The 18,735-nt window shown below is 69.2% G+C and carries 17 protein-coding genes and 1 riboswitch; of the genes, 13 read left to right on the top strand and 4 right to left on the bottom strand.

Going from position 1 to position 18,735, the window contains the following annotated elements; all coding sequences use genetic code 11:
• Window positions 1-127 precede the first annotated feature (127 nt).
• The 4 genes from GJG85_RS14220 to GJG85_RS14235 all read left to right on the top strand — a co-directional run bounded on the left by GJG85_RS14220 (window position 128) and on the right by GJG85_RS14235 (window position 3,907).
• On the top strand, window positions 128-1,183 hold the full coding sequence (locus tag GJG85_RS14220) for a xylose isomerase (protein WP_089488798.1): 1,056 nt from the start codon (window positions 128-130) through the stop codon (window positions 1,181-1,183).
• Window positions 1,180-2,007 (top strand): TIM barrel protein, encoded by an 828-nt coding sequence (locus tag GJG85_RS14225; protein WP_204383405.1) that lies wholly within the window; start codon window positions 1,180-1,182, stop codon window positions 2,005-2,007. Before GJG85_RS14220 ends, GJG85_RS14225 begins: the two co-directional genes overlap by 4 nt.
• A gap of 38 nt (window positions 2,008-2,045) precedes the next feature.
• A complete protein-coding gene (iolG, locus tag GJG85_RS14230) occupies window positions 2,046-3,032 on the top strand; it encodes an inositol 2-dehydrogenase (protein ID WP_050014627.1) in 987 nt (328 codons plus the stop codon).
• A gap of 188 nt (window positions 3,033-3,220) precedes the next feature.
• Window positions 3,221-3,907 carry an HAD family hydrolase gene (locus tag GJG85_RS14235; RefSeq protein WP_124594599.1) on the top strand — a complete coding sequence of 229 codons (687 nt, stop codon included), beginning with the start codon at window positions 3,221-3,223 and terminating at the stop codon, window positions 3,905-3,907.
• A gap of 71 nt (window positions 3,908-3,978) precedes the next feature.
• On the opposite strand, the gene ribB is transcribed toward GJG85_RS14235, so the two are convergent.
• The 3 genes from ribB to GJG85_RS14250 all read right to left on the bottom strand — a co-directional run bounded on the left by ribB (window position 3,979) and on the right by GJG85_RS14250 (window position 7,215).
• Entirely contained in the window at window positions 3,979-4,689 is a 711-nt protein-coding gene (gene ribB / locus GJG85_RS14240) for a 3,4-dihydroxy-2-butanone-4-phosphate synthase (RefSeq protein ID WP_050014629.1), read from the bottom strand.
• Window positions 4,690-4,807: 118 nt separating this feature from the next.
• Window positions 4,808-4,956, bottom strand: a riboswitch (FMN riboswitch).
• A 178-nt stretch (window positions 4,957-5,134) separates the two neighbouring features.
• Complete coding sequence (locus GJG85_RS14245; RefSeq protein WP_050014630.1) at window positions 5,135-5,821, bottom strand: XRE family transcriptional regulator; 687 nt, start codon at window positions 5,819-5,821, stop codon at window positions 5,135-5,137.
• A 218-nt stretch (window positions 5,822-6,039) separates the two neighbouring features.
• Window positions 6,040-7,215: an MFS transporter gene (locus GJG85_RS14250; RefSeq protein WP_050014634.1), complete on the bottom strand. Its 1,176-nt coding sequence runs from the start codon at window positions 7,213-7,215 to the stop codon at window positions 6,040-6,042.
• A gap of 147 nt (window positions 7,216-7,362) precedes the next feature.
• Between GJG85_RS14250 and GJG85_RS14255 the strand changes: the two genes are divergently transcribed.
• From GJG85_RS14255 to lnt, 8 genes are all read left to right on the top strand, one after another.
• Window positions 7,363-8,295: a LysR family transcriptional regulator gene (locus GJG85_RS14255; protein WP_050014635.1), complete on the top strand. Its 933-nt coding sequence runs from the start codon at window positions 7,363-7,365 to the stop codon at window positions 8,293-8,295.
• Between the two features lie 214 nt (window positions 8,296-8,509).
• On the top strand, window positions 8,510-9,883 hold the full coding sequence (gene miaB / locus GJG85_RS14260) for a tRNA (N6-isopentenyl adenosine(37)-C2)-methylthiotransferase MiaB (RefSeq protein WP_050014637.1): 1,374 nt from the start codon (window positions 8,510-8,512) through the stop codon (window positions 9,881-9,883).
• Between the two features lie 33 nt (window positions 9,884-9,916).
• Window positions 9,917-10,963 (top strand): PhoH family protein, encoded by a 1,047-nt coding sequence (locus tag GJG85_RS14265; protein ID WP_050014641.1) that lies wholly within the window; start codon window positions 9,917-9,919, stop codon window positions 10,961-10,963.
• A gap of 141 nt (window positions 10,964-11,104) precedes the next feature.
• A complete protein-coding gene (gene ybeY / locus GJG85_RS14270; protein ID WP_050014643.1) occupies window positions 11,105-11,881 on the top strand; it encodes an rRNA maturation RNase YbeY in 777 nt (258 codons plus the stop codon).
• Window positions 11,882-11,893: 12 nt separating this feature from the next.
• Window positions 11,894-12,526, top strand: coding sequence for a gamma-glutamylcyclotransferase (locus GJG85_RS14275; protein ID WP_089488799.1), 633 nt, complete (start codon window positions 11,894-11,896; stop codon window positions 12,524-12,526).
• A gap of 70 nt (window positions 12,527-12,596) precedes the next feature.
• The gene (locus GJG85_RS14280) at window positions 12,597-12,746 is read left to right on the top strand and encodes a hypothetical protein (protein WP_162838123.1); all 150 of its coding nucleotides are present in this window, start codon (window positions 12,597-12,599) and stop codon (window positions 12,744-12,746) included.
• Between the two features lie 295 nt (window positions 12,747-13,041).
• Entirely contained in the window at window positions 13,042-13,929 is an 888-nt protein-coding gene (locus GJG85_RS14285; protein ID WP_021160150.1) for a transporter associated domain-containing protein, read from the top strand.
• Between the two features lie 52 nt (window positions 13,930-13,981).
• Window positions 13,982-15,682, top strand: coding sequence for an apolipoprotein N-acyltransferase (gene lnt, locus GJG85_RS14290; RefSeq protein WP_089488800.1), 1,701 nt, complete (start codon window positions 13,982-13,984; stop codon window positions 15,680-15,682).
• A 57-nt stretch (window positions 15,683-15,739) separates the two neighbouring features.
• Here lnt and GJG85_RS14295 read toward each other — a convergent pair whose 3' ends face one another.
• Window positions 15,740-17,395, bottom strand: a complete 1,656-nt coding sequence (locus GJG85_RS14295; protein ID WP_204383406.1) for a hypothetical protein — start codon at window positions 17,393-17,395, stop codon at window positions 15,740-15,742.
• Between the two features lie 321 nt (window positions 17,396-17,716).
• Here GJG85_RS14295 and glyQ point away from each other — a divergent pair, with 321 nt between their 5' ends.
• Window positions 17,717-18,721 (top strand): glycine--tRNA ligase subunit alpha, encoded by a 1,005-nt coding sequence (gene glyQ, locus GJG85_RS14300; RefSeq protein ID WP_006477868.1) that lies wholly within the window; start codon window positions 17,717-17,719, stop codon window positions 18,719-18,721.
• Window positions 18,722-18,735 lie beyond the last annotated feature (14 nt).

An 18,735-nucleotide genomic window follows, 5' to 3' on the forward strand; every position in this document is an offset into this window, starting at 1 on the left:
CACCGTCTGCGCACGGCGAAAAAATCGACCGCGGCATTGGCGATTTTTCGTCAACGTTTGTCATGCGGCCCGCGCCGCGCATCCGTACATTGGACAGCCATCGATAGACGACAACGGACAGGAGACGATGGCTGAACCGATCCTCATCGGCGTGAACCTCGACGGCGTGCTCGAACACGACGGGCTGCCGCCGCCCACGCCCGCCGAGCGCTTCCGGAAGGTCGCCGCTGCCGGCGTGTTCGATTACATCGAAAAGAATCCGGCGCGCGGCGAGGACCTGTCGCCGTATTTCGCGCTGGTCGATCGCCACGCGCTGCCGATTCGCGTGATCGGCGGCATCTGGTGCGCGGGCCGCGACGAAGCGCATATCGCCGAGATCGTCGCGGCGGGCGCACGCTTCGGCAGCACGGTGCTCAACGGCCAGCTGTTCGCGCATCATGCGGACGGCCATCGGCTGTCGGATCGCGAAGTCGCCGATTTCTACCTGCGCGCCTATGCATGGGGCGAGCCGGTCGGCTGCCTGCCGAGCCTCGAAGTGCACGTCGACATGTGGAGCGAGGATTTCGCGCGCGTGGCGCGCGTCGCGCGGCACGTCGAGCAGGCCGGCGCGCCGTTCCGGATCACGCTCGATCATTCGCATCTGCTGTTCAAGATCGGCAACCGCGCCGAGCTCGACGCAGCGGGCCTGCGCGAACCGGTCGACGGCGGCCGCGCGATGCTCGACCCGGCGTCGCCCACCGCGATCTACGCGGACTGGATCGCGCGCGGCTGGGTCCGGCATGCGCATGCGCGCAGCGTGAGCCCGAACAACCCCGACAACCGCTGGATGCGCCGCGCGGATGGCAAGCCCGGCCGTGGCATCCAGTACCCGTTCGTCGCACCCGCGCCGGGCGCGTATCACGGCGAATGGCGCGTGGACGCGCTCGACACGTGGAAGGCCGCGCTGCGCCAGTTGCTGCAGGCGCAGATGCAGGTTCACGCTCACGTGCAGCCGGCACGGCTCGAACAGATCAGTTGCGAGTTCATCCCGTTTCCCGACTACGGCGGCGGCGCACGCTATTCGATCTTCGACAACAACGTCGCGTGTGCGCAATGGCTGCGCGATACGTGGCACACACTCGCCGCGCGAGCCGGCACCGAATCCGAACCCTGCACCACTCACGCCTCAAGGACAGAACGATGAAGCACGCCCTCCACTTTTCGCTGAACCGGACGAGCGCGCCGCGCTTGCCGCTCGACCGCTACGTCGCGCTGTGCCGGCGCCTCGGCGTCGACACGATCGAGATCCGCAACGATCTCGACGGCGTCGAGCTCGCCGACGGCACGCCGGCCGCCGCCGTCCGCGCGACGGCCGAAGCCGGCGGCGTGACGATCCAGACGATCAACGCGCTGCAGCGCTTCGAGCAATGGAACGCCGAGCGCGCGGACGAAGCGACCGTGCTGGCCGACTACGCGGCGCAATGCGGCGCGCGTGCGCTGGTGCTGTGCCCGACCAACAGCCGCGCCGACACGCGCGGCGCGGACGCCCGCCACGCGGATCTCGTGACGGCGCTGAAGGCGTTGAAGCCGATCCTCGCGGCCCGCGGCCTGCTCGGCTTCATCGAGCCGCTCGGCTTCGAGGAATGCGCGCTGCGCCGCAAATCGGACGCGGTGAAGGGCATCTACGCGGCAGCGGGCGAGCCGGTGTTCCGGCTCGTGCACGACACGTTCCACCATCACCTCGCCGGCGAGGACATCGTCTTCCCGAACCTGACGGGCCTCGTGCACATCTCGGGCGTCGAGGAGGCCGAGCTGCCGGTCGACCGGATGCGCGACGGCCACCGCGTGCTGGTCGGCGGCGCAGACCGGCTCGGCAACATCCGGCAACTGCGCGAACTGCTCGCGCGCGGCTACAGCGGTGCGCTGTCGTTCGAGCCGTTCGCGAGCGAGATCGCCGAAGCCGACGACATCGAAGACCGGTTGCGGGCGAGCATCGACTACGTGCGCGGCGAACTGGCGGATCGCTGAGCGCATCGGCAAGACGACACAATCCACGGGAGAACGGAATGATCGAATTCGCTTTGTTCGGCGCGGGCCGCATCGGCAAGATCCACGCGGCGAATCTCGCGCGCCAGCCGGGCGCGAAACTGAAATACGTGATCGACCGGCACGCGCCGTCGGCGCAAGCGCTCGCCGGCACGCACGGCGCGCAGGTCGCCGACATCGAGCGCGCGCTCGGCGACGCGTCGGTAAAGGCGGTCGTGATCGCGTCGAGCACCGACACGCACGCGGACCTCATCGTCGCCGCCGCGAACGCCGGCAAGGCGGTGTTCTGCGAGAAGCCGGTCGACCTCACCGTCGAACGCTCGCGTGCGTGCGCGGACGTCGTGCGGCGCGCCGGCGTGACCTGCATGATCGGCTTCCAGCGCCGCTTCGACCCGACCTTCGCGGCGCTGAAGGCGCGCGTCGAGCGCGGCGAGATCGGCGCGCCGGAAATGCTGGTCGTCACGAGCCGCGATCCGGGCGCGCCGCCGGCCGATTACATCCGCCGCTCGGGTGGCATTTTCAAGGACATGCTGATCCACGACTTCGACGTGTTCCGCTGGATCCTCGGCGACGAAGCGCAGACGCTGCATGCGACGGGCAGCTGCCTGACCGATCCGGCCGTGCACGACGCCGGCGACATCGATTCGACCGCGGTGACGATCCGCACGCGGCGCGGGTTGCTGTGCCAGATCAACACGTCGCGGCGTGCGGCCTACGGCTACGACCAGCGCTTCGAGCTGCTCGGCAGCCACGGAATGCTGCAGGCCGGCAACGTGCGGCCGACCGAGGTGAGTGCATGGCTCGCGGGCGGCATCGCGACGGACGTGCCGGAGCCGTTCTTCCTCGAACGCTACCGGCACGCATATGCGGCCGAGATCGCGCACTTCGTCGACGCGCTGCGCGACGGCGCGCCGGTCCGGACGACGATCGACGACGGGCTCGCCGCGCTCGAACTGGCCGAAGCCGCGATGGCGTCGTGGAAAACGGGGCGCGTGATCGCGCTGTGACGCCGTGAACGGCGGCGACCCGCGCAAACGGGTCGCCGCTGCCGCATGGCCGGCGGCACTCCGGCACGACCGGCCGCAACGGCACGGCCGCATCGGGCAAATGTGCCGCCACGTCGCGCGGCCGGCGCGTGAAAGCACGTATGATGGCGAATCGATCGGCGTCGCCGATATTCCGCGTTTTCATCACCATGCTCGATCACCTCATCTGCGACTGCGACGGCGTGCTCGTCGACAGCGAAGTCATCGCCGACCGCGTGCTGCTCGACACGCTGTCCGCCACGTTCCCGAACCTCGATTTCGAAGCCGCCGCGAAGTCGGCATTCGGCCAGCAGACGTCGCGTTTCCTCACCGGCATCGAAGCCCGCTTCGGGGTCGAAATGCCCGCCAACTTCATCGAGACCATCGAGCACAACATCGAAATCGCGCTCGCGCAATCGCTCGCGCCGATCAGCGGCGTGCGCGACGCGCTGCTGAAGGTCACGCTGCCGGCCGCAGTCGTGTCGAACAGCCGGCTCGTGCGCGTGCGCAGCTCGCTGAAGCGCGCGTCGCTCACCGAGATCTTCGGCGAGCGGGTATTCAGTTCCGAACAGGTCGCGCGGCCGAAGCCCTACCCCGACGTCTACCTGCACGCGGCGCAAACACTCGGCGTCGCGCCGGCGCGCTGCGTCGTCGTCGAGGACAGCATCTCGGGATTGAATGCCGCGCGGGCGGCCGGGATGAAGACGATCGCGTTCGTCGGCGCGAGCCACATCCCCGACAACTACGCGGACGCGCTGCGCGCGATGGGCATCACGCGGATCATGCGCAGGATGGACGAACTGCCGGCGCTCGTCGAAGCCGGCATGCGCGGCGAATTCGGCGACGTGCAGTCCTGATCGTCAGTCGGGCCGGATCGGGTCGATCCGGCCGCGCCACGGGCGCGCGAACGCGCCCGCCTTCCTTCCACTCAGGCCGGCTCGCAGCAGCGTTCGCGCGCCGCCGCCAGCGCCTCGCGAAACGCGACGAGTTCCGCGATCGTCAGCATCGGCAGCCCGTGCCGTTGCGCGAAGCGCTCGACATCGTCGCCGCGCGTCATCGTACCGTCCGGATTCATCAGCTCGCACAGCACGCCGGCCGGCTTCAGGCCCGCGAGGATCGACAGGTCGACCGTGCCTTCGGTGTGACCGCGGCGCGCCAGCACGCCGCCCGGTTGCGCACGCAACGGAAACACGTGGCCGGGGCGCACGATGTCGTGCGGCTTCGCGCCGTCGGCGATCGCCGCGCGGATCGTCGTCACGCGATCGGCGGCCGACACGCCGGTATGCACGCCTTCGCGCGCCTCGATCGACACGGTGAACGCGGTGCCGTTGCGGCTTTCGTTGGTCTGCACCATCGGCGGCAGTTCGAGCGCGCGCACCGTGTCGTCGGTCAGGCACAGGCAGACGATGCCGCTGCACTCGCGGATCAACAGCGCCATCGTCTCGGGCGTGATGCGCTCGGCGGCGACGATCAGGTCGGCTTCGTTCTCGCGGTCGTGGTCGTCCTGCAGCACGACCGCGCGACCTGCGCGCATCGCGTCGAGCGCGGCGGCAATGCGCGGCGGCACCGGTTCGGCATCCAGCAACGGGAGATCGGCAAAGGCGTCGGCAGGCGCCGACGAAACGGACATCAAGGACATGTGAAACGCTCCTCGCAAATACGATTTGGGCGAAAAACGTTTCAGGGCATTGCAAACAGACAGAACGACAACCCGCTTCGCGTGCAGCGCGAAGCGGCCCTGACGGACATGACTATCTGCACATCTTCTCTCATCCGGACTGTGACCGTCGGCTCTGGCATTCGACCAGATCTGCTGACCCCGCGCGGATGCGCGGGCGCTCGCGGGCTCGCCGGCTTACGCCAGCCTACCGCCGGTGGGGAATTTCGCCCCGCCCTGAAGACGCACTGATTGCCGGACGGGAACACCCCGTCATCGGCGGGCCAAGCATACAACAGCCGCGCGCGACGCGCAGCGTAAAACCTTACTGACGACCCCGTCTAACGGCATCGTCCGAACGGCCGGCGGACGGAGCCACGATCGTGCGAAAAGCGCGGAGCGCAGCCGCGTCGCGCCGCCTGCGCGATCAGTTGACCGCCGCGTGCGCCGCGTCGGGCACGAGCCAGCGCGGCGGCACCTCCGGGCTCACCGTCACGCGGAACGCTCGCGCTTCGCTGTCGCCCGGGTTGCGCAGGCTGTACGGCTGGTCGGCGTCGAACACGATCGCGTCGCCGGTCGCGAGCAACTGGCGACGGTCGTGCACGCTCACTTCGAGCGTGCCTTCGCTGACGACGAGGTTGACCGTCGTGCCGGGCGCGCGGCGCGCGCCGGGCTCGGTATGCAGCGGCGCGATCCGCAGCTCGTGGAATTCGGCCGCCGCCGGCTCGCCTTCCGGATACAGCGCACGTGCCGAGAAACGGCCGTTCGAGCTGACGACGCGCGACGCGCGCTCGGCCGCCAGATGCTCGAAACCGTTCACCGCATGGCGCCGCAGGAACGCGGCGACCGACACCTTCAGCGCCGCGGCGATCTTGCACAGCACCTTGATCGACGGCACGCTGCGCGCGGATTCGATCTGCGCGAGCATCGCGCGCGACACGCCGGACAGCCGCGCGAGCGCATCGAGCGACAGTTGCCGCTCGGCGCGCAAGCGCGCGAGGTTCACGCCGACGACCTGTTCGAGGGCGTCGAGCGACGCGGCGCCGCGTCCGTCGGCGGCATTGCCGGACTCGAAGGAAGACACGTCGCGCACGAGCGCCAGGGATGAAGACATAGCATGGCCTCCGGGCCGCTGCGCGGCCCTGCGTAGGGGTAAGCCGGAATCGGAATCGGGTTGCGCCGGTCGTTGGCGCGTATCGAGACGCTATCACCCGGCCTGGTACGGGCAAACGAAGTTATCTTCACACCGTTATCAGCATCGCGGAGGAATGCGTTTCTCGCGAACCTTTTCCTGCCGCTATGGCATCGCCGCGCGGCGCGCCGTGGCGACGCTCACGGTGCCGCGGGCGCCGCGCCGCGCGCCGGCCCGCGCGCATCGAGCCGCATCGCGAGCCACGTGACGACCAGCGCCGCGAACGTCACCGCGACCGCGACCCACGGCAGCGCATCGAGCGCGAAGCCGTGTTCCAGCGCGACGCCGCCGAGCCACGCACCGCCCGCATTGCCGACGTTGAACGCGCCGATGTTCAGCGTCGACGCGAGATGCGGCGCGCTCGCGGCCTTCTCGACCACGCGCGCCTGCAGCGGCGGCACCGTCGCGAACGCGGCGATCCCCCACACGAATACGGTGACGGCCGCCGCGACCGGCAGGTGGCTCGTCTTCGCGAACACGGCCATCACGGCCATCAGCGCGACGAGGATCGCGATCAGCGACGGCATCAGCGCGCGGTCGGCGAGCTTGCCGCCGATCGTGTTGCCGATCGTCAGCCCCGCGCCGAACAGCACGAGGATCAGCGCGACCGCGCGCGGCGAGTAGCCCGACACGGTCTCGAGAATCGGCGCGATGTACGTGAACACGACGAACACGCCGCCGAAGCCGAGCACGGTCATCAGCAGCGCGAGCCACACCTGCGGCTCCTTCAGCACGCGCACTTCGTGGCCGAGGCCGACCGGCCCGCTGTCGTGGCGGTTCGGCACCAGCGCGGCCACGCCGCCGAGCGCCAGCACGCCGAGCGCGGCGACGATCCAGAACGATGCACGCCAGCCGAGCACCTGGCCGACGAACGTGCCGAACGGCACGCCGAGCACGTTCGACAGCGTGAGCCCGGTGAACATCAGCGCGATCGCGCTCGCGCGCTTGTCGGCCGGCACGAGCGACGCGGCGACCACCGCGCCGATGCCGAAGAACGACCCGTGCGCGAACGACGTGACGACGCGCGCGACCATCAGCATCGCGTAGCCGGACGCGGTCGCGCACAGCACGTTGCCGACGATGAAGATCGCCATCAGCAGTTGCAGCGCGGCCTTGCGCGGCATGCGGCTCGTCAGCACCGCGAGCAGCGGCGCGCCGACCGCGACGCCGAGCGCGTAGCCGGTGACGAGCAGGCCGGCCGACGGCAGCGACACGGCGAGGTCGTGCGCGACTTCGGGCAAGAGGCCCATGATGATGAATTCGGTGGTGCCGATGGCGAAGGCGCTGATCGCGAGCGCCAGGAGCGGAATGGGCATGACGTTCTCCGGAAGACGGCGGCTGCGGCGCCCGGTCGGTGCCGCACCGCACAAGAAAGCGGGATGTGCGCGCATTGTCCCGAAGACGCCTATATTTGATAATTGGCGTGGCATTTGAACCATTTTCAAATATTTCTGGAAAATCGCATGGACCGACTAGGCGACATCCGGCTGTTCGTCGAGGCTGCCGAACTCGGCAGCCTGTCCGCCGCCGGGCGCAAGCTGAACCTCACGCCAGCCGCCGCGAGCGCGCGGCTCGCGAAGCTCGAGGCAAAGATCGCGACGCGCCTGTTCGAACGCTCGACACGGCAATTGCGGCTCACCGACGAAGGCAAGCTGTACCTGAACTGCTGCCGCCAGGCGCTGCAGGCGCTCGACGACGCGGACGCGATGCTGCAGGAAGGCCGCAACGTCGTGAGCGGCAAGGTGCGGCTGTCGTCGACGTCCGATTTCGGCCGCCACCAGTTGCTCGACTGGCTCCACGAATTCACGACGCTGCATCCGGGCGTCACGTTCTCGCTGACAGCGTCCGATTCGTCGTCGAACCTGTGGCAGGACGAGATCGACCTCGCGATCCGCTTCGCCGCGCCGCCCGACGGCGCGCTGATCGCCCGCCGGCTCGCGACCAACCGGCGCGTGCTGTGCGCGGCGCCGTCGTTCGTCGAACGCCATGGCGTGCCGGCCGATCCGCACGATCTGGCCCGCTTTCCGTGCAACGTGATCACGATCGCGTCCGGCCCGATGAACACCTGGCACTTCACGCGCGGCGACGAAGTGCAGGTTCACACGGTGCCGGTGTCGACCGCATTCGAGACCAACGATGGCGGCCTCACCCGCGAATGGACACTGCGCGGCCACGGCATTGCGCTGAAGTCGCTGTGGGACATCGCCGACGACGTCCGCGCGGGCCGGCTGCGCGTGCTGCTGCCCGACTGGCGGCACCAGGACGCGCCGCTGCACGCGATCTATCACAGCAAGCGCTACATGGCGCCGCGCGTGCGCGTGCTGCTCGATTTTCTCGCCGAGCGCTTCGCGCGCGAGGAAGCCGCGCTCGACGACCTGCTGAACGCGTGCCGCTGACGGCCGCCTCGCCACCACTCCGGGGTCGGAACGTGAAAACCGGCGTCGCGCGCCCGCAACCGGCCGCCCGTCCGTCGTGGCATGAAAAGCTATAATGGAAGGCTTTCCCGACGGCCTTTCCTGTCCGATGCGCGCCATTCGCGTGCCGCGCACGGCCGTCCCGATTCACCCTTGACGACGCCCCCAGGTCAACCACTGCGAACGGCGAATCCCCATGACCAAGAAAGTTTACGTAAAGACCTTCGGCTGCCAGATGAACGAGTACGACTCGGACAAGATGGTGGACGTGCTCAATGCGGCCGAAGGCCTCGAAAAGACCGACACGCCGGAAGACGCGGACATCATCCTGTTCAACACGTGCTCGGTGCGCGAAAAGGCGCAGGAAAAGGTGTTTTCCGATCTCGGCCGCGTGCGCGAGCTGAAGGAAGCGAAGCCGGGCCTCTTGATCGGCGTCGGCGGCTGCGTCGCGAGCCAGGAAGGCGCGTCGATCGTGTCGCGCGCGCCGTACGTCGACCTCGTGTTCGGCCCGCAAACGCTGCACCGCCTGCCGCAGATGATCGACGCGCGCCGCGCGAGCGGCCGGGCGCAGGTCGACATCACGTTCCCCGAAATCGAGAAGTTCGATCACTTGCCGCCCGCGCGCGTCGAGGGACCGAGCGCGTTCGTGTCGATCATGGAAGGTTGCTCGAAATACTGCAGCTACTGCGTGGTGCCGTACACGCGCGGCGATGAAGTGTCGCGCCCGCTCGACGACGTGCTGACCGAAGTGGCCGGCCTCGCCGACCAGGGCGTGCGCGAAGTCACGCTGCTCGGCCAGAACGTGAACGCTTATCGTGGCGCACTGACCGCCGGCTCGTCCGACATCGCCGATTTCGCGACGCTGATCGAATACGTCGCCGACATCCCCGGCATCGAGCGGATCCGCTACACGACGTCGCACCCGAAGGAATTCACGCAGCGCCTGATCGACACGTACGCGAAGGTGCCGAAGCTCGTGAGCCACCTGCACCTGCCGGTGCAGCACGGCTCCGACCGCATCCTGATGGCGATGAAGCGCGGCTATACGGTGCTCGAATACAAGTCGGTGATCCGCAAGCTGCGCGCGATCCGCCCGGACCTGTCGCTGTCGACCGACATGATCGTCGGCTTCCCCGGCGAGACCGAGGACGATTTCGACAAGATGATGGCGCTCGTGCACGAGATGCGCTACGACACGAGCTTCTCGTTCATCTACAGCCCGCGCCCCGGCACGCCGGCCGCGAACCTCGCCGACGACACGCCGCGCGAAGTGAAGCTCAAACGCCTGCAACATCTGCAGGCGACGATCGAGGAGAACGTCGCGCGCATCAGCCAGTCGATGGTCGGGAAGGTCGAGCGGATCCTCGTCGAGGGCCCGTCGCGCAAGGACCCGAACGAGCTCGCGGGCCGCACCGAGAACAACCGTGTGGTGAATTTCCCGGCGCCGCTCGCGTCGCACCCGCGCCTGATCGGCCAGATGATCGACGTGAAGATCAACCATGCGTACCCGCACTCGCTGCGCGGCGAGCTCGTGCTCGTCAGCGACGACGCGAGCGCGGCCACCCACTGACCGACCGACGCCCGACAGGAGCCCGACGCTACTTTGAAGACCGTCCAAGCACTGGAATTCACCGCCCCGCGCGACGACAACGCGCGCCTCGCCAACCTCTGCGGCCCGCTCGACGAGAACCTGCGGCAGATCGAACAGGCGCTCGACGTCACGCTCGCGCGGCGCGGCCACCGGATCACGATCCGCGGGCGCGGCGCCAAGCTCGCGCTCGCCGCGCTCGAAAACTTCTACAACCGCGCGCGCGATCCGCTGTCGGTCGACGACATCCAGCTTGCGCTGGTCGAAGTGCGCCACACGGCCGGCAACGGCCGCCAGGACACGCTCGACGTGCGCTTTCGCGGCGACCCCGATCATCCGTTCGACGAGCCCGTCGCGCAGCTCGACGCCAGCGAACCGGAGGAAGAGCCGGGGCCGAAGCTCTACACGCGGCGCGCCGACCTGCGCGGCCGCACGCCCGCCCAGCGCGAATACCTGAAGCAGATCCTGCAGCACGACGTGACGTTCGGCATCGGGCCGGCCGGCACCGGCAAGACCTACCTCGCGGTCGCGTGCGCGGTCGACGCGCTCGAGCGCGACCAGGTCAAGCGGATCGTGCTGACGCGCCCGGCCGTCGAGGCCGGCGAGCGGCTCGGCTTCCTGCCGGGCGATCTCGCGCAGAAGGTCGACCCGTACCTGCGGCCGCTGTACGACGCGCTGTACGACCTGCTCGGCTTCGACAAGACGGCCAAGATGTTCGAGCGCCAGATGATCGAGATCGCGCCGCTCGCGTACATGCGCGGCCGCACGCTGAACCACGCGTTCATCATCCTCGACGAGGCGCAGAACACCACGCCCGAGCAGATGAAGATGTTCCTCACGCGGATCGGCTTCGGCTCGAAGGCGGTCGTGACCGGCGACACGAGCCAGGTCGACCTGCCGCGCGGCCACAAGAGCGGCCTCGTCGAGGCGCAGCAAGTGCTCGGCGGCGTGCGCGGCATCGCGCTTACGCGCTTCACGAGCGCGGACGTCGTGCGCCATCCGCTCGTCGCACGCATCGTCGAGGCGTACGACGAGTTCCACGCGCAGCACCAGGACGGCTGAGCGGCGGCGCCCGAGCGCTGCCCGGCCCGGCCCGCCAGACGGCGCGCCGGGCTTTCTTTTGCCCGGGCGCCGCCCGGTCCGAATTCGGGCGCGATCGGCCGTTTGGTGTATCCTCAACGCGTCCCAATCGCCGCACGCGTCATGAAATCCTCTCGTTCCCGCAAGTCCGGCCGCGCCCCGTCCGCCGCGTCCGAATCCCCCCGCCTTTCGCTGTTCGACGCGAAGGGCAAAGCCCGGACCGTCAACGCGCAAGGGCTGCGGATCGACTTCCCGGACGGCCGCAGCCTGATGTTCGACCTGTCGGGCAGCTCGGGCGACGCGGCCGTCGCGATCGTCGCGCAGCACAACGATCCGGCGATGCGTGCGAAGCTCGCGCTGCAGCCCGAGCACTACGACAGCGTGACGCTGCACGTCGGCGCCGAGTTCGCGCCGCGCGAGGACGACCCCGAAGACGAGCCGCGCGCGTTGGAATTCGACCTGTCCGTGCAGTACGGCGACGAGATCACGAGCGACGTGCGCAAGACGCTGCCGAAGCGCAAGCTGATCGCCGAATGGATCGAGCCGGCGCTGTTCGCGAGCGCGCAGCTCACCGTGCGCTTCGTCGGCGAGAACGAAGGCCGTACGCTGAACGCCGGCTACCGCCACAAGGACTATCCGACCAACGTGCTGACCTTCGCGTACGACGCGGCGCCCGACGGCACCGTGATCGGCGACCTCGTGCTGTGCTGCCCGGTCGTCGAGAAGGAAGCGCACGAGCAAGGCAAGCCGCTCGCGGCCCATTACGCGCACCTGCTGGTACACGGCGCGCTGCACGCGCAGGGCTACGACCACGAGACGAGCGACGAGGACGCGGCCGAAATGGAAGCGCTCGAAATCGACATCCTCGCGAAACTGGGTTTCCCGAACCCGTACCAGTAAGCCGTCCGCCCGATGCGCCACGCCGCGATGCTGCCGCCCGCCTACCCGCCGTCGATCGGCGAAGGACGCCTGCTGACGGAAGACGAGCTCGCGGCGTCGCTCGCGCAGACGATGCGCGACTGGGACGGCCGGCAGGATCTCTGGCTGTTCGGCTATGGCTCGCTGATCTGGAATCCCGGGCTGCCGACCGTCGCCGCCGTACGCGGCAAGGTGCACGGCTACCATCGCGGGCTCTACCTGTGGTCGCGCGTGAATCGCGGCACCCCCGAACAGCCGGGCCTCGTGCTCGCGCTCGATCGCGGCGGCTCGTGCTCGGGCATCGCATTCCGGCTCTCCGGCCCGACCGCGCAGCCGCATCTCGAGACATTGTGGAAGCGCGAAATGCCGATGGGCTCGTACCGGCCCGCGTGGCTGCCGTGCTCGCTCGAGACCGGCGAACGCGTGAACGCGCTCGCGTTCGTGATGCGCCGCGACGCACCGACCTATACGGGCAAGCTGACCGACCCCGTCGTCAAGGAAGTGTTCCGCTGCGCGGCCGGCCGCTACGGCACGACGCTCGACTACGTGAGCCGCACGGTGGACGCACTGCGCGCGAGCGGCATCCCCGACCGCGCGCTCGAAGGGTTGCTGGCGCGATGCCGATGATCCGGCACACCGCGCGGGCGGCCGCCATGCGACCCCGCGCCGCCCGCGCATCCACACGAGGACACGCCCGATGAAATCGTCACGCCGGTCGCGTTGCAGGATCGCCGTGCTGCTCGTCGCCGCGAGCGTCGCGCTGTCCGGCTGCGGCATACTCGGCTGCGGCGGCGCCGCGACCAACGGCGCGGCCGCCGGCGGCTGCTCGGCCGGCATGCGGTTCTGAACGGCGCGCGACGCGTGCGCCGCCTGCGACGGAATGCCGCCGTCGCCGGCCGTTGCCCGCGTCCGGCCGCGCCGCCCTGCCCGCCGCCATTTTTTTGCCGCCGCGCCCCGCCGACGCTTTCTGCGATAGGATGGACCCGACGACGACGTCGCGCCCGGCGCGGCCGTCCGCGAGCGGGGCCCGCGCGAGCCGTCCACCCTGGCCGTACGGCCGGGTGACACGGTCGCGTCGTGCCCTTGGTGTATCCTTGCCTACTCCGTGACCGCGCGCCCCGGCATGACCCGGGCGCACCACCATGAACGATTCGTATCCCAGTCGTAAGCCAACCGACAAACCGCAAGAAAAGCGCTCGCTGCTCGAGCGCCTGACCGACTTCATCTCGCCCGAGCCCGAATCCCGCGGCGAGTTGCTGGAAATCCTCCAGGACGCCCACGAACGCAACCTGATCGACGCGGATTCGCTGTCGATGATCGAAGGCGTGTTCCAGGTCTCCGATCTGTGCGCCCGCGACATCATGGTGCCGCGCGCGCAGATGGACGCGATCAACATCGCCGACAAGCCCGAGGATTTCATCCCGTTCGTCCTCGAAAAGGCGCACTCGCGCTACCCGGTGTACGAGGAGAACCGCGACAACGTGATCGGCGTGCTGCTCGCGAAGGATCTGCTGCGCTTCTATGCCGAGGAAGAATTCGACGTGCGCGGAATGCTGCGCCCGGCCGTGTTCATTCCGGAATCGAAGCGCCTGAACGTGCTGCTGCACGACTTCCGCGTGAACCGCAACCACCTGGCGATCGTCGTCGACGAATACGGCGGCGTCGCGGGCCTGATCACGATCGAGGACGTGCTCGAACAGATCGTCGGCGACATCGAGGACGAATACGACTTCGACGAGGAAGCCGGCAACATCATCTCGGGGCCGGACGGCCGCTACCGCGTGCGTGCGCTCACCGAGATCGAGCAGTTCAACGAGACGTTCGGCACCGATTTCCCCGACGACGAGGTCGACACGATCGGCGGCCTGATCACCCATCATTTCGGACGCGTGCCGCACCGCGGCGAGAAGCTGCAGCTCGGCAACCTCGTGTTCGAAATCCAGCGCGGCGATGCGCGCCAGGTTCACGTGCTGCTGGTGCGCCGCAACCCGCTCGCCAGCCGTCGCGCCGAAACCTCGCACGAAGACTGACCGCTCCGCGCCAGCCGCGCCTCCTTCAACCGCTCGCCCTCTTCCGCTTCACATGGACGATCCGATTCCGTCCCGCCCGGCTGGCGGCCTTCTCGCGCCGGCGCCCGGCCGCGCGCTGCCGCGCTGGCACTATCCGGCCGCGCTGCTCGCCGGCGCGGCCAATACGCTCAGCTTCGCGCCCACGCCGCACGGCGGCTGGCTGCAGCTCGTCGTATTCGTCTGGTTTTTCGCGCAGCTGACGCGCACGTCGAACTGGCGCGGCGCCGCGCTCACCGGCGGCGCGTTCGGCTTCGGCAACTTCATCAGCGGCGTCTGGTGGCTCTACATCAGCATGCACGTGTACGGCGAGATGGCCGCGCCGCTCGCGGGCGGCGCGCTCGTGCTGTTCGCGCTCTACCTGTCGCTGTACCCGGCGTTTTCGGCCGGGCTGTGGTCGTTCTGCGCGGGCCATGCATGGCATCGCCGCGAGGCCGACCCGCGGCCGTTCTCGCCGACCTGGCACGGCGCGTTTGCGTTCGCGAGCGCGTGGGCGCTCGGCGAATGGCTGCGCGGCACCGTGTTCACCGGCTTTCCGTGGCTCGGCAGCGGCTACCCGCAGGTCGACGGCCCGTTCGCGGGCTTCGCGCCGGTGGTGGGCGTGTACGGGATCGCGTGGGTGCTCGCGCTGTTCGCCGCACTCGTCGTGCAGGCGCTCGCCGCCGCGCGGCCGTCGCTGGTGCGTGACGGCGAAGCCGGCGCATCCGGCGGCAACGCCCGCGTGCGCATCGCCGCGCCGGCCGGCATCGCCGTCGCCCTCGTCGCGGCCGGCCTCGGGCTGTCGCAGGTCACGTGGACCGTGCCCGCGAACGCGCCGCTCACCGTGCGGCTGCTGCAGGGCAACGTGAAGCAGGACATCAAGTTCGAGCAGGAAGGCATCGACGCGGCGATCAAGATGTACACACAGATGATCGTCGAGAAACCGGCCGACCTGATCGTCACGCCCGAGACCGCGATCGCGGTGATGATCCAGGAATTGCCCGAGCCGTTCGCCGTCGCGATCCGAAAATTCAGCGACACGACCGGGTCGGCCGTGCTGTTCGGCGCGGTCGGCGCGTCGGTGACCGAGGACGGCCACTACGTCGACTACACGAACAGCCTGTACGGCGTGACGCCGAATTCGCGCGACATCTATCACTACGACAAGCACCACCTCGTGCCCTTCGGCGAATTCATTCCGTGGGGCTTCCGGTGGTTCGTCAACCTGATGAAGATGCCGCTCGGCGACTTCGCGCGCGGCGCGCCGGTGCAGAAGCCGTTCCTCGTGCACAACCAGCCGGTGATGGCCGATATCTGCTACGAGGACTTGTTCGGCGAGGAAATCGCCGCGACGATCCGCGACAACCCGCAGCCGCCCGGCGTGCTCGTCAACGTGACGAACCTCGCGTGGTTCGGCGACACGATCGCGCTCGACCAGCATCTGCAGATCGCGCGGATGCGCTCGCTCGAGACGGGCCGGCCGATGCTGCGTTCGACCAATACGGGGATGACGGCCGCGATCGACGCGCACGGGCGCGTGCTTGGCCAGCTGAAGCCGTTCACGATCGGCTCGCTCGACGTGCGGATCGAAGGCACGAGCGGCTTCACGCCGTACGTGACGAGCGGCAACAACATCGTGCTCGCGGTGTCGTTCGTGCTGCTCGCGTTCGGCTTCACGTTCGGGCCCGGGCTGCGCCGGCGCAACGGCCGGCAACCCGGCGGCGACGAAGCGGCGTGACGCGGCGGGCCGCCGTCGCGCCCGGCGGCCGCGCGTGACCGCGAACCGGCCGGCCGTTCAGGCCTGCCGGGACGATCGATCCGATTGCTCGGGCTGCGCGGCGAGGCTCCGCAGGTCGCGGCGCACCTCCTCCATCACCGGCGCCCACGCGCCGAACGTGGGCTGCCGGTACAACGTCGCGGTCGGATACCACGGGCTGTCCCGGCGATCGAGCAGCCACGGCCAGTGCGGATTCACGTCGAGCAACACCCAGGTGCGCGCGCCGAGCGCGCCGGCCAGGTGCGCGACCGACGTGCACACCGTGATCACGAGATCCAGCGCGCCGATGAACGCGGCCGTATCGTCGAAACTCGTCAATTCGGCCGTGTGGTCTTCGATCGTGAAACCGGCCGCGCGCGCGGCGGCGACATCCGCGTCCGCTCCCGGCTGCAGTGAATAGAACGTGACGCCGTCGATCCCGCGAAATGCATCGGTGTAGCGCTCGAGCCCGACGCGCCGGAACGGATTGCGCTGGTGGCCCGCACTGCCCGTCCACACGAGCCCGACCTTCAACCGGCCGTCGCCCGCGAGCCGCGCGCGCCATGCGTCTCGTGCGGCCGGCTCGGCCCGCAGGTACGGCACCGACGCGGCGAGCGTCGACGCCTCCATGCCGAGCATCAGCGGCAGGCCGATCAGCGGCACTTCGTAATCGAATGCCGGCAGCGCGTCGACGCCGCCGCCCGCGCCGAACACGTCCGCGTGCGCGCCGAGGCTGCGCTGCATCAGCGTGCCGAGCGCCGGAAACGTATTCCACGCGAGCCGGCCGCCCTCGCGATGCACGCGTTCGGCGAGCGGCGCGACGAAGCGACAGAACTGCAGCACGTCGCCGAGCCCCTGCTCGCCCCATACCAGCAGCGTCTTGCCGGCGAGCGGCTCGCCCTGCCAGCGCGGGCCAGGCAGCGCCGGCCGGCGGCCGCGCAATTCGCCGGCGCCGTCCCAGCGTGCCTCGTGGCCGCGCCAGCCGGCTGCGTAATTGCCGCGCACGAGCTGGATGATCGCGAGATTGAAGCGGAACGACGCGTCGTCGGGCGCCAGCTCGCACGCACGCGCCGCATGGCGCTCGGCGTCGTCCCAGCGCTGCGCCTCCTTCATCGCCATCGCGACGTTGTTCATCGCGAGCGCGTTGTCGGCCGCGAGATCGGCGAGCCGCGCGGCGCTCGCGAGCGCACCGTCGAGGTCCTGCATCGCGATTCGCGCGACGACGAGATTGATCCATGCCTGCACGTCCTGCGGATCGTGCTTCACGGCCGCGTCGAGCAGCGCGATCTCTTCCGCGCGCTCGCCGCCCGACAAGCGCAGCGCGATCGCGAGGTTGTTGCGCAGCGACGGCCAGCCGGCATCGATTGCTAGCGCCGCGCGGTACGGCGCGACCGCATCCGCGTGACGGCCGGCCATCTGCAGCGCGTAGCCGTGGTTGAAGTACGCGTCCGCGCCCGGCTGCGCGCGCGCCGCGCATTCGGCGAGCGCAATCGCGTCGTCCGTGCGCTGCCGCGCGACGAGCGTGGCCGTGAGCTGCGCGATCGCCGACGCATCGACCGCATGCAGATGCGCGGCGGCGGCAAGCCACAGTTCGTGCGCGGCATGCTCGCCGCGCGCCTGCGCGTCGGCGGCCTGTCCGAGCAGCACGAGGAACGGCGGAAGCAGCGGAATCAGGATGTCGGTCGGTTCGTCCATGCGGTGAGCGTCGGCAAGCGGTGACGCGGCACGCATCGCGCGCGCCGCAATACGCGCATCTTACCGCCCGCGCGAAGCGCCGCGGCATGCGCGTCGCGGCGGCCCGCACGCGGCTGCGCGACGCATGCGGGCGATGGGTGCGCAGGCCGCCGGAAACAGGCCGGCGGTGCCCGCATCGGCCTTCCGGCCGCATCCGGTCGCCGATCCGGTAAAATTACGCGTTTCAGCACACTAACAAGCCGCGCCGCCGCGCGAGCCGACCCTCCGGGCCCCGCCCGGAGCGCCGCCCGCAACGGAGCGCCAGCGCCACGAAGGCTCTTCATGCTTACGTTTCAGCAAATCATCCTGACGCTGCAGTCCTACTGGGACAAGCAGGGTTGCGCCCTGCTCCAGCCCATCGACATGGAAGTCGGCGCGGGCACGTCGCACGTTCACACGTTCCTGCGCGCGGTCGGCCCCGAGCCGTGGCGCGCCGCGTACGTGCAGCCGTCGCGCCGCCCGAAGGACGGCCGCTACGGCGAGAACCCGAACCGCCTGCAGCACTACTACCAGTACCAGGTCGTGCTCAAGCCGGCGCCGGAAAACATCCTCGACCTGTACCTCGGCTCGCTGGAAGCGCTCGGCTTCGACCTGAAGCAGAACGACGTGCGCTTCGTCGAGGACGACTGGGAAAACCCGACGCTCGGCGCGTGGGGCCTCGGCTGGGAAGTGTGGCTGAACGGGATGGAGGTCACGCAGTTCACGTATTTCCAGGAAGTCGGCGGCCTCGAATGCAAGCCGGTGCTCGGCGAGATCACGTACGGCCTCGAGCGCCTCGCGATGTACCTGCAGAAGGTCGAGAACGTGTACGACCTCGTGTGGACCGAGTGGGAAGAGCAAGGCCCGAACGGCCCCGAACTGCGCCGCCTGTCGTATGGCGACGTGTACCACCAGAACGAGGTCGAGCAGTCGACCTACAACTTCGAGCACGCGAACGTCGACCTGCTGTTCACGTTCTTCAACAGCTACGAAGCGGAAGCGAAGAAGATGATCGACGCGCAGCTCGCGCTGCCCGCGTACGAGCTCGTGCTGAAGGCCGGTCACACGTTCAACCTGCTCGACGCGCGCGGCGCGATCTCGGTCACCGAGCGGGCCGCGTACATCGGCCGCATCCGCGCACTGTCGCGTCTCGTCGCGCAGGCTTACTACGACTCGCGCGAGAAGCTCGGCTTCCCGATGCTCGGCAACCCGCCGGGCGTGCCGGGCCTCACCACCGACGCCCAGGACGCCGCGCAGCCGGCGTGGGCGCCGCCGCTCAAGGTCGAACGCAAGATCGATCAGGACTGACGAGACGAGATTTA

The organism is Burkholderia sp. MS389 (assembly GCF_016899425.1).
In the GTDB taxonomy this organism is placed as follows: Bacteria; Pseudomonadota; Gammaproteobacteria; order Burkholderiales; family Burkholderiaceae; genus Burkholderia; species Burkholderia sola.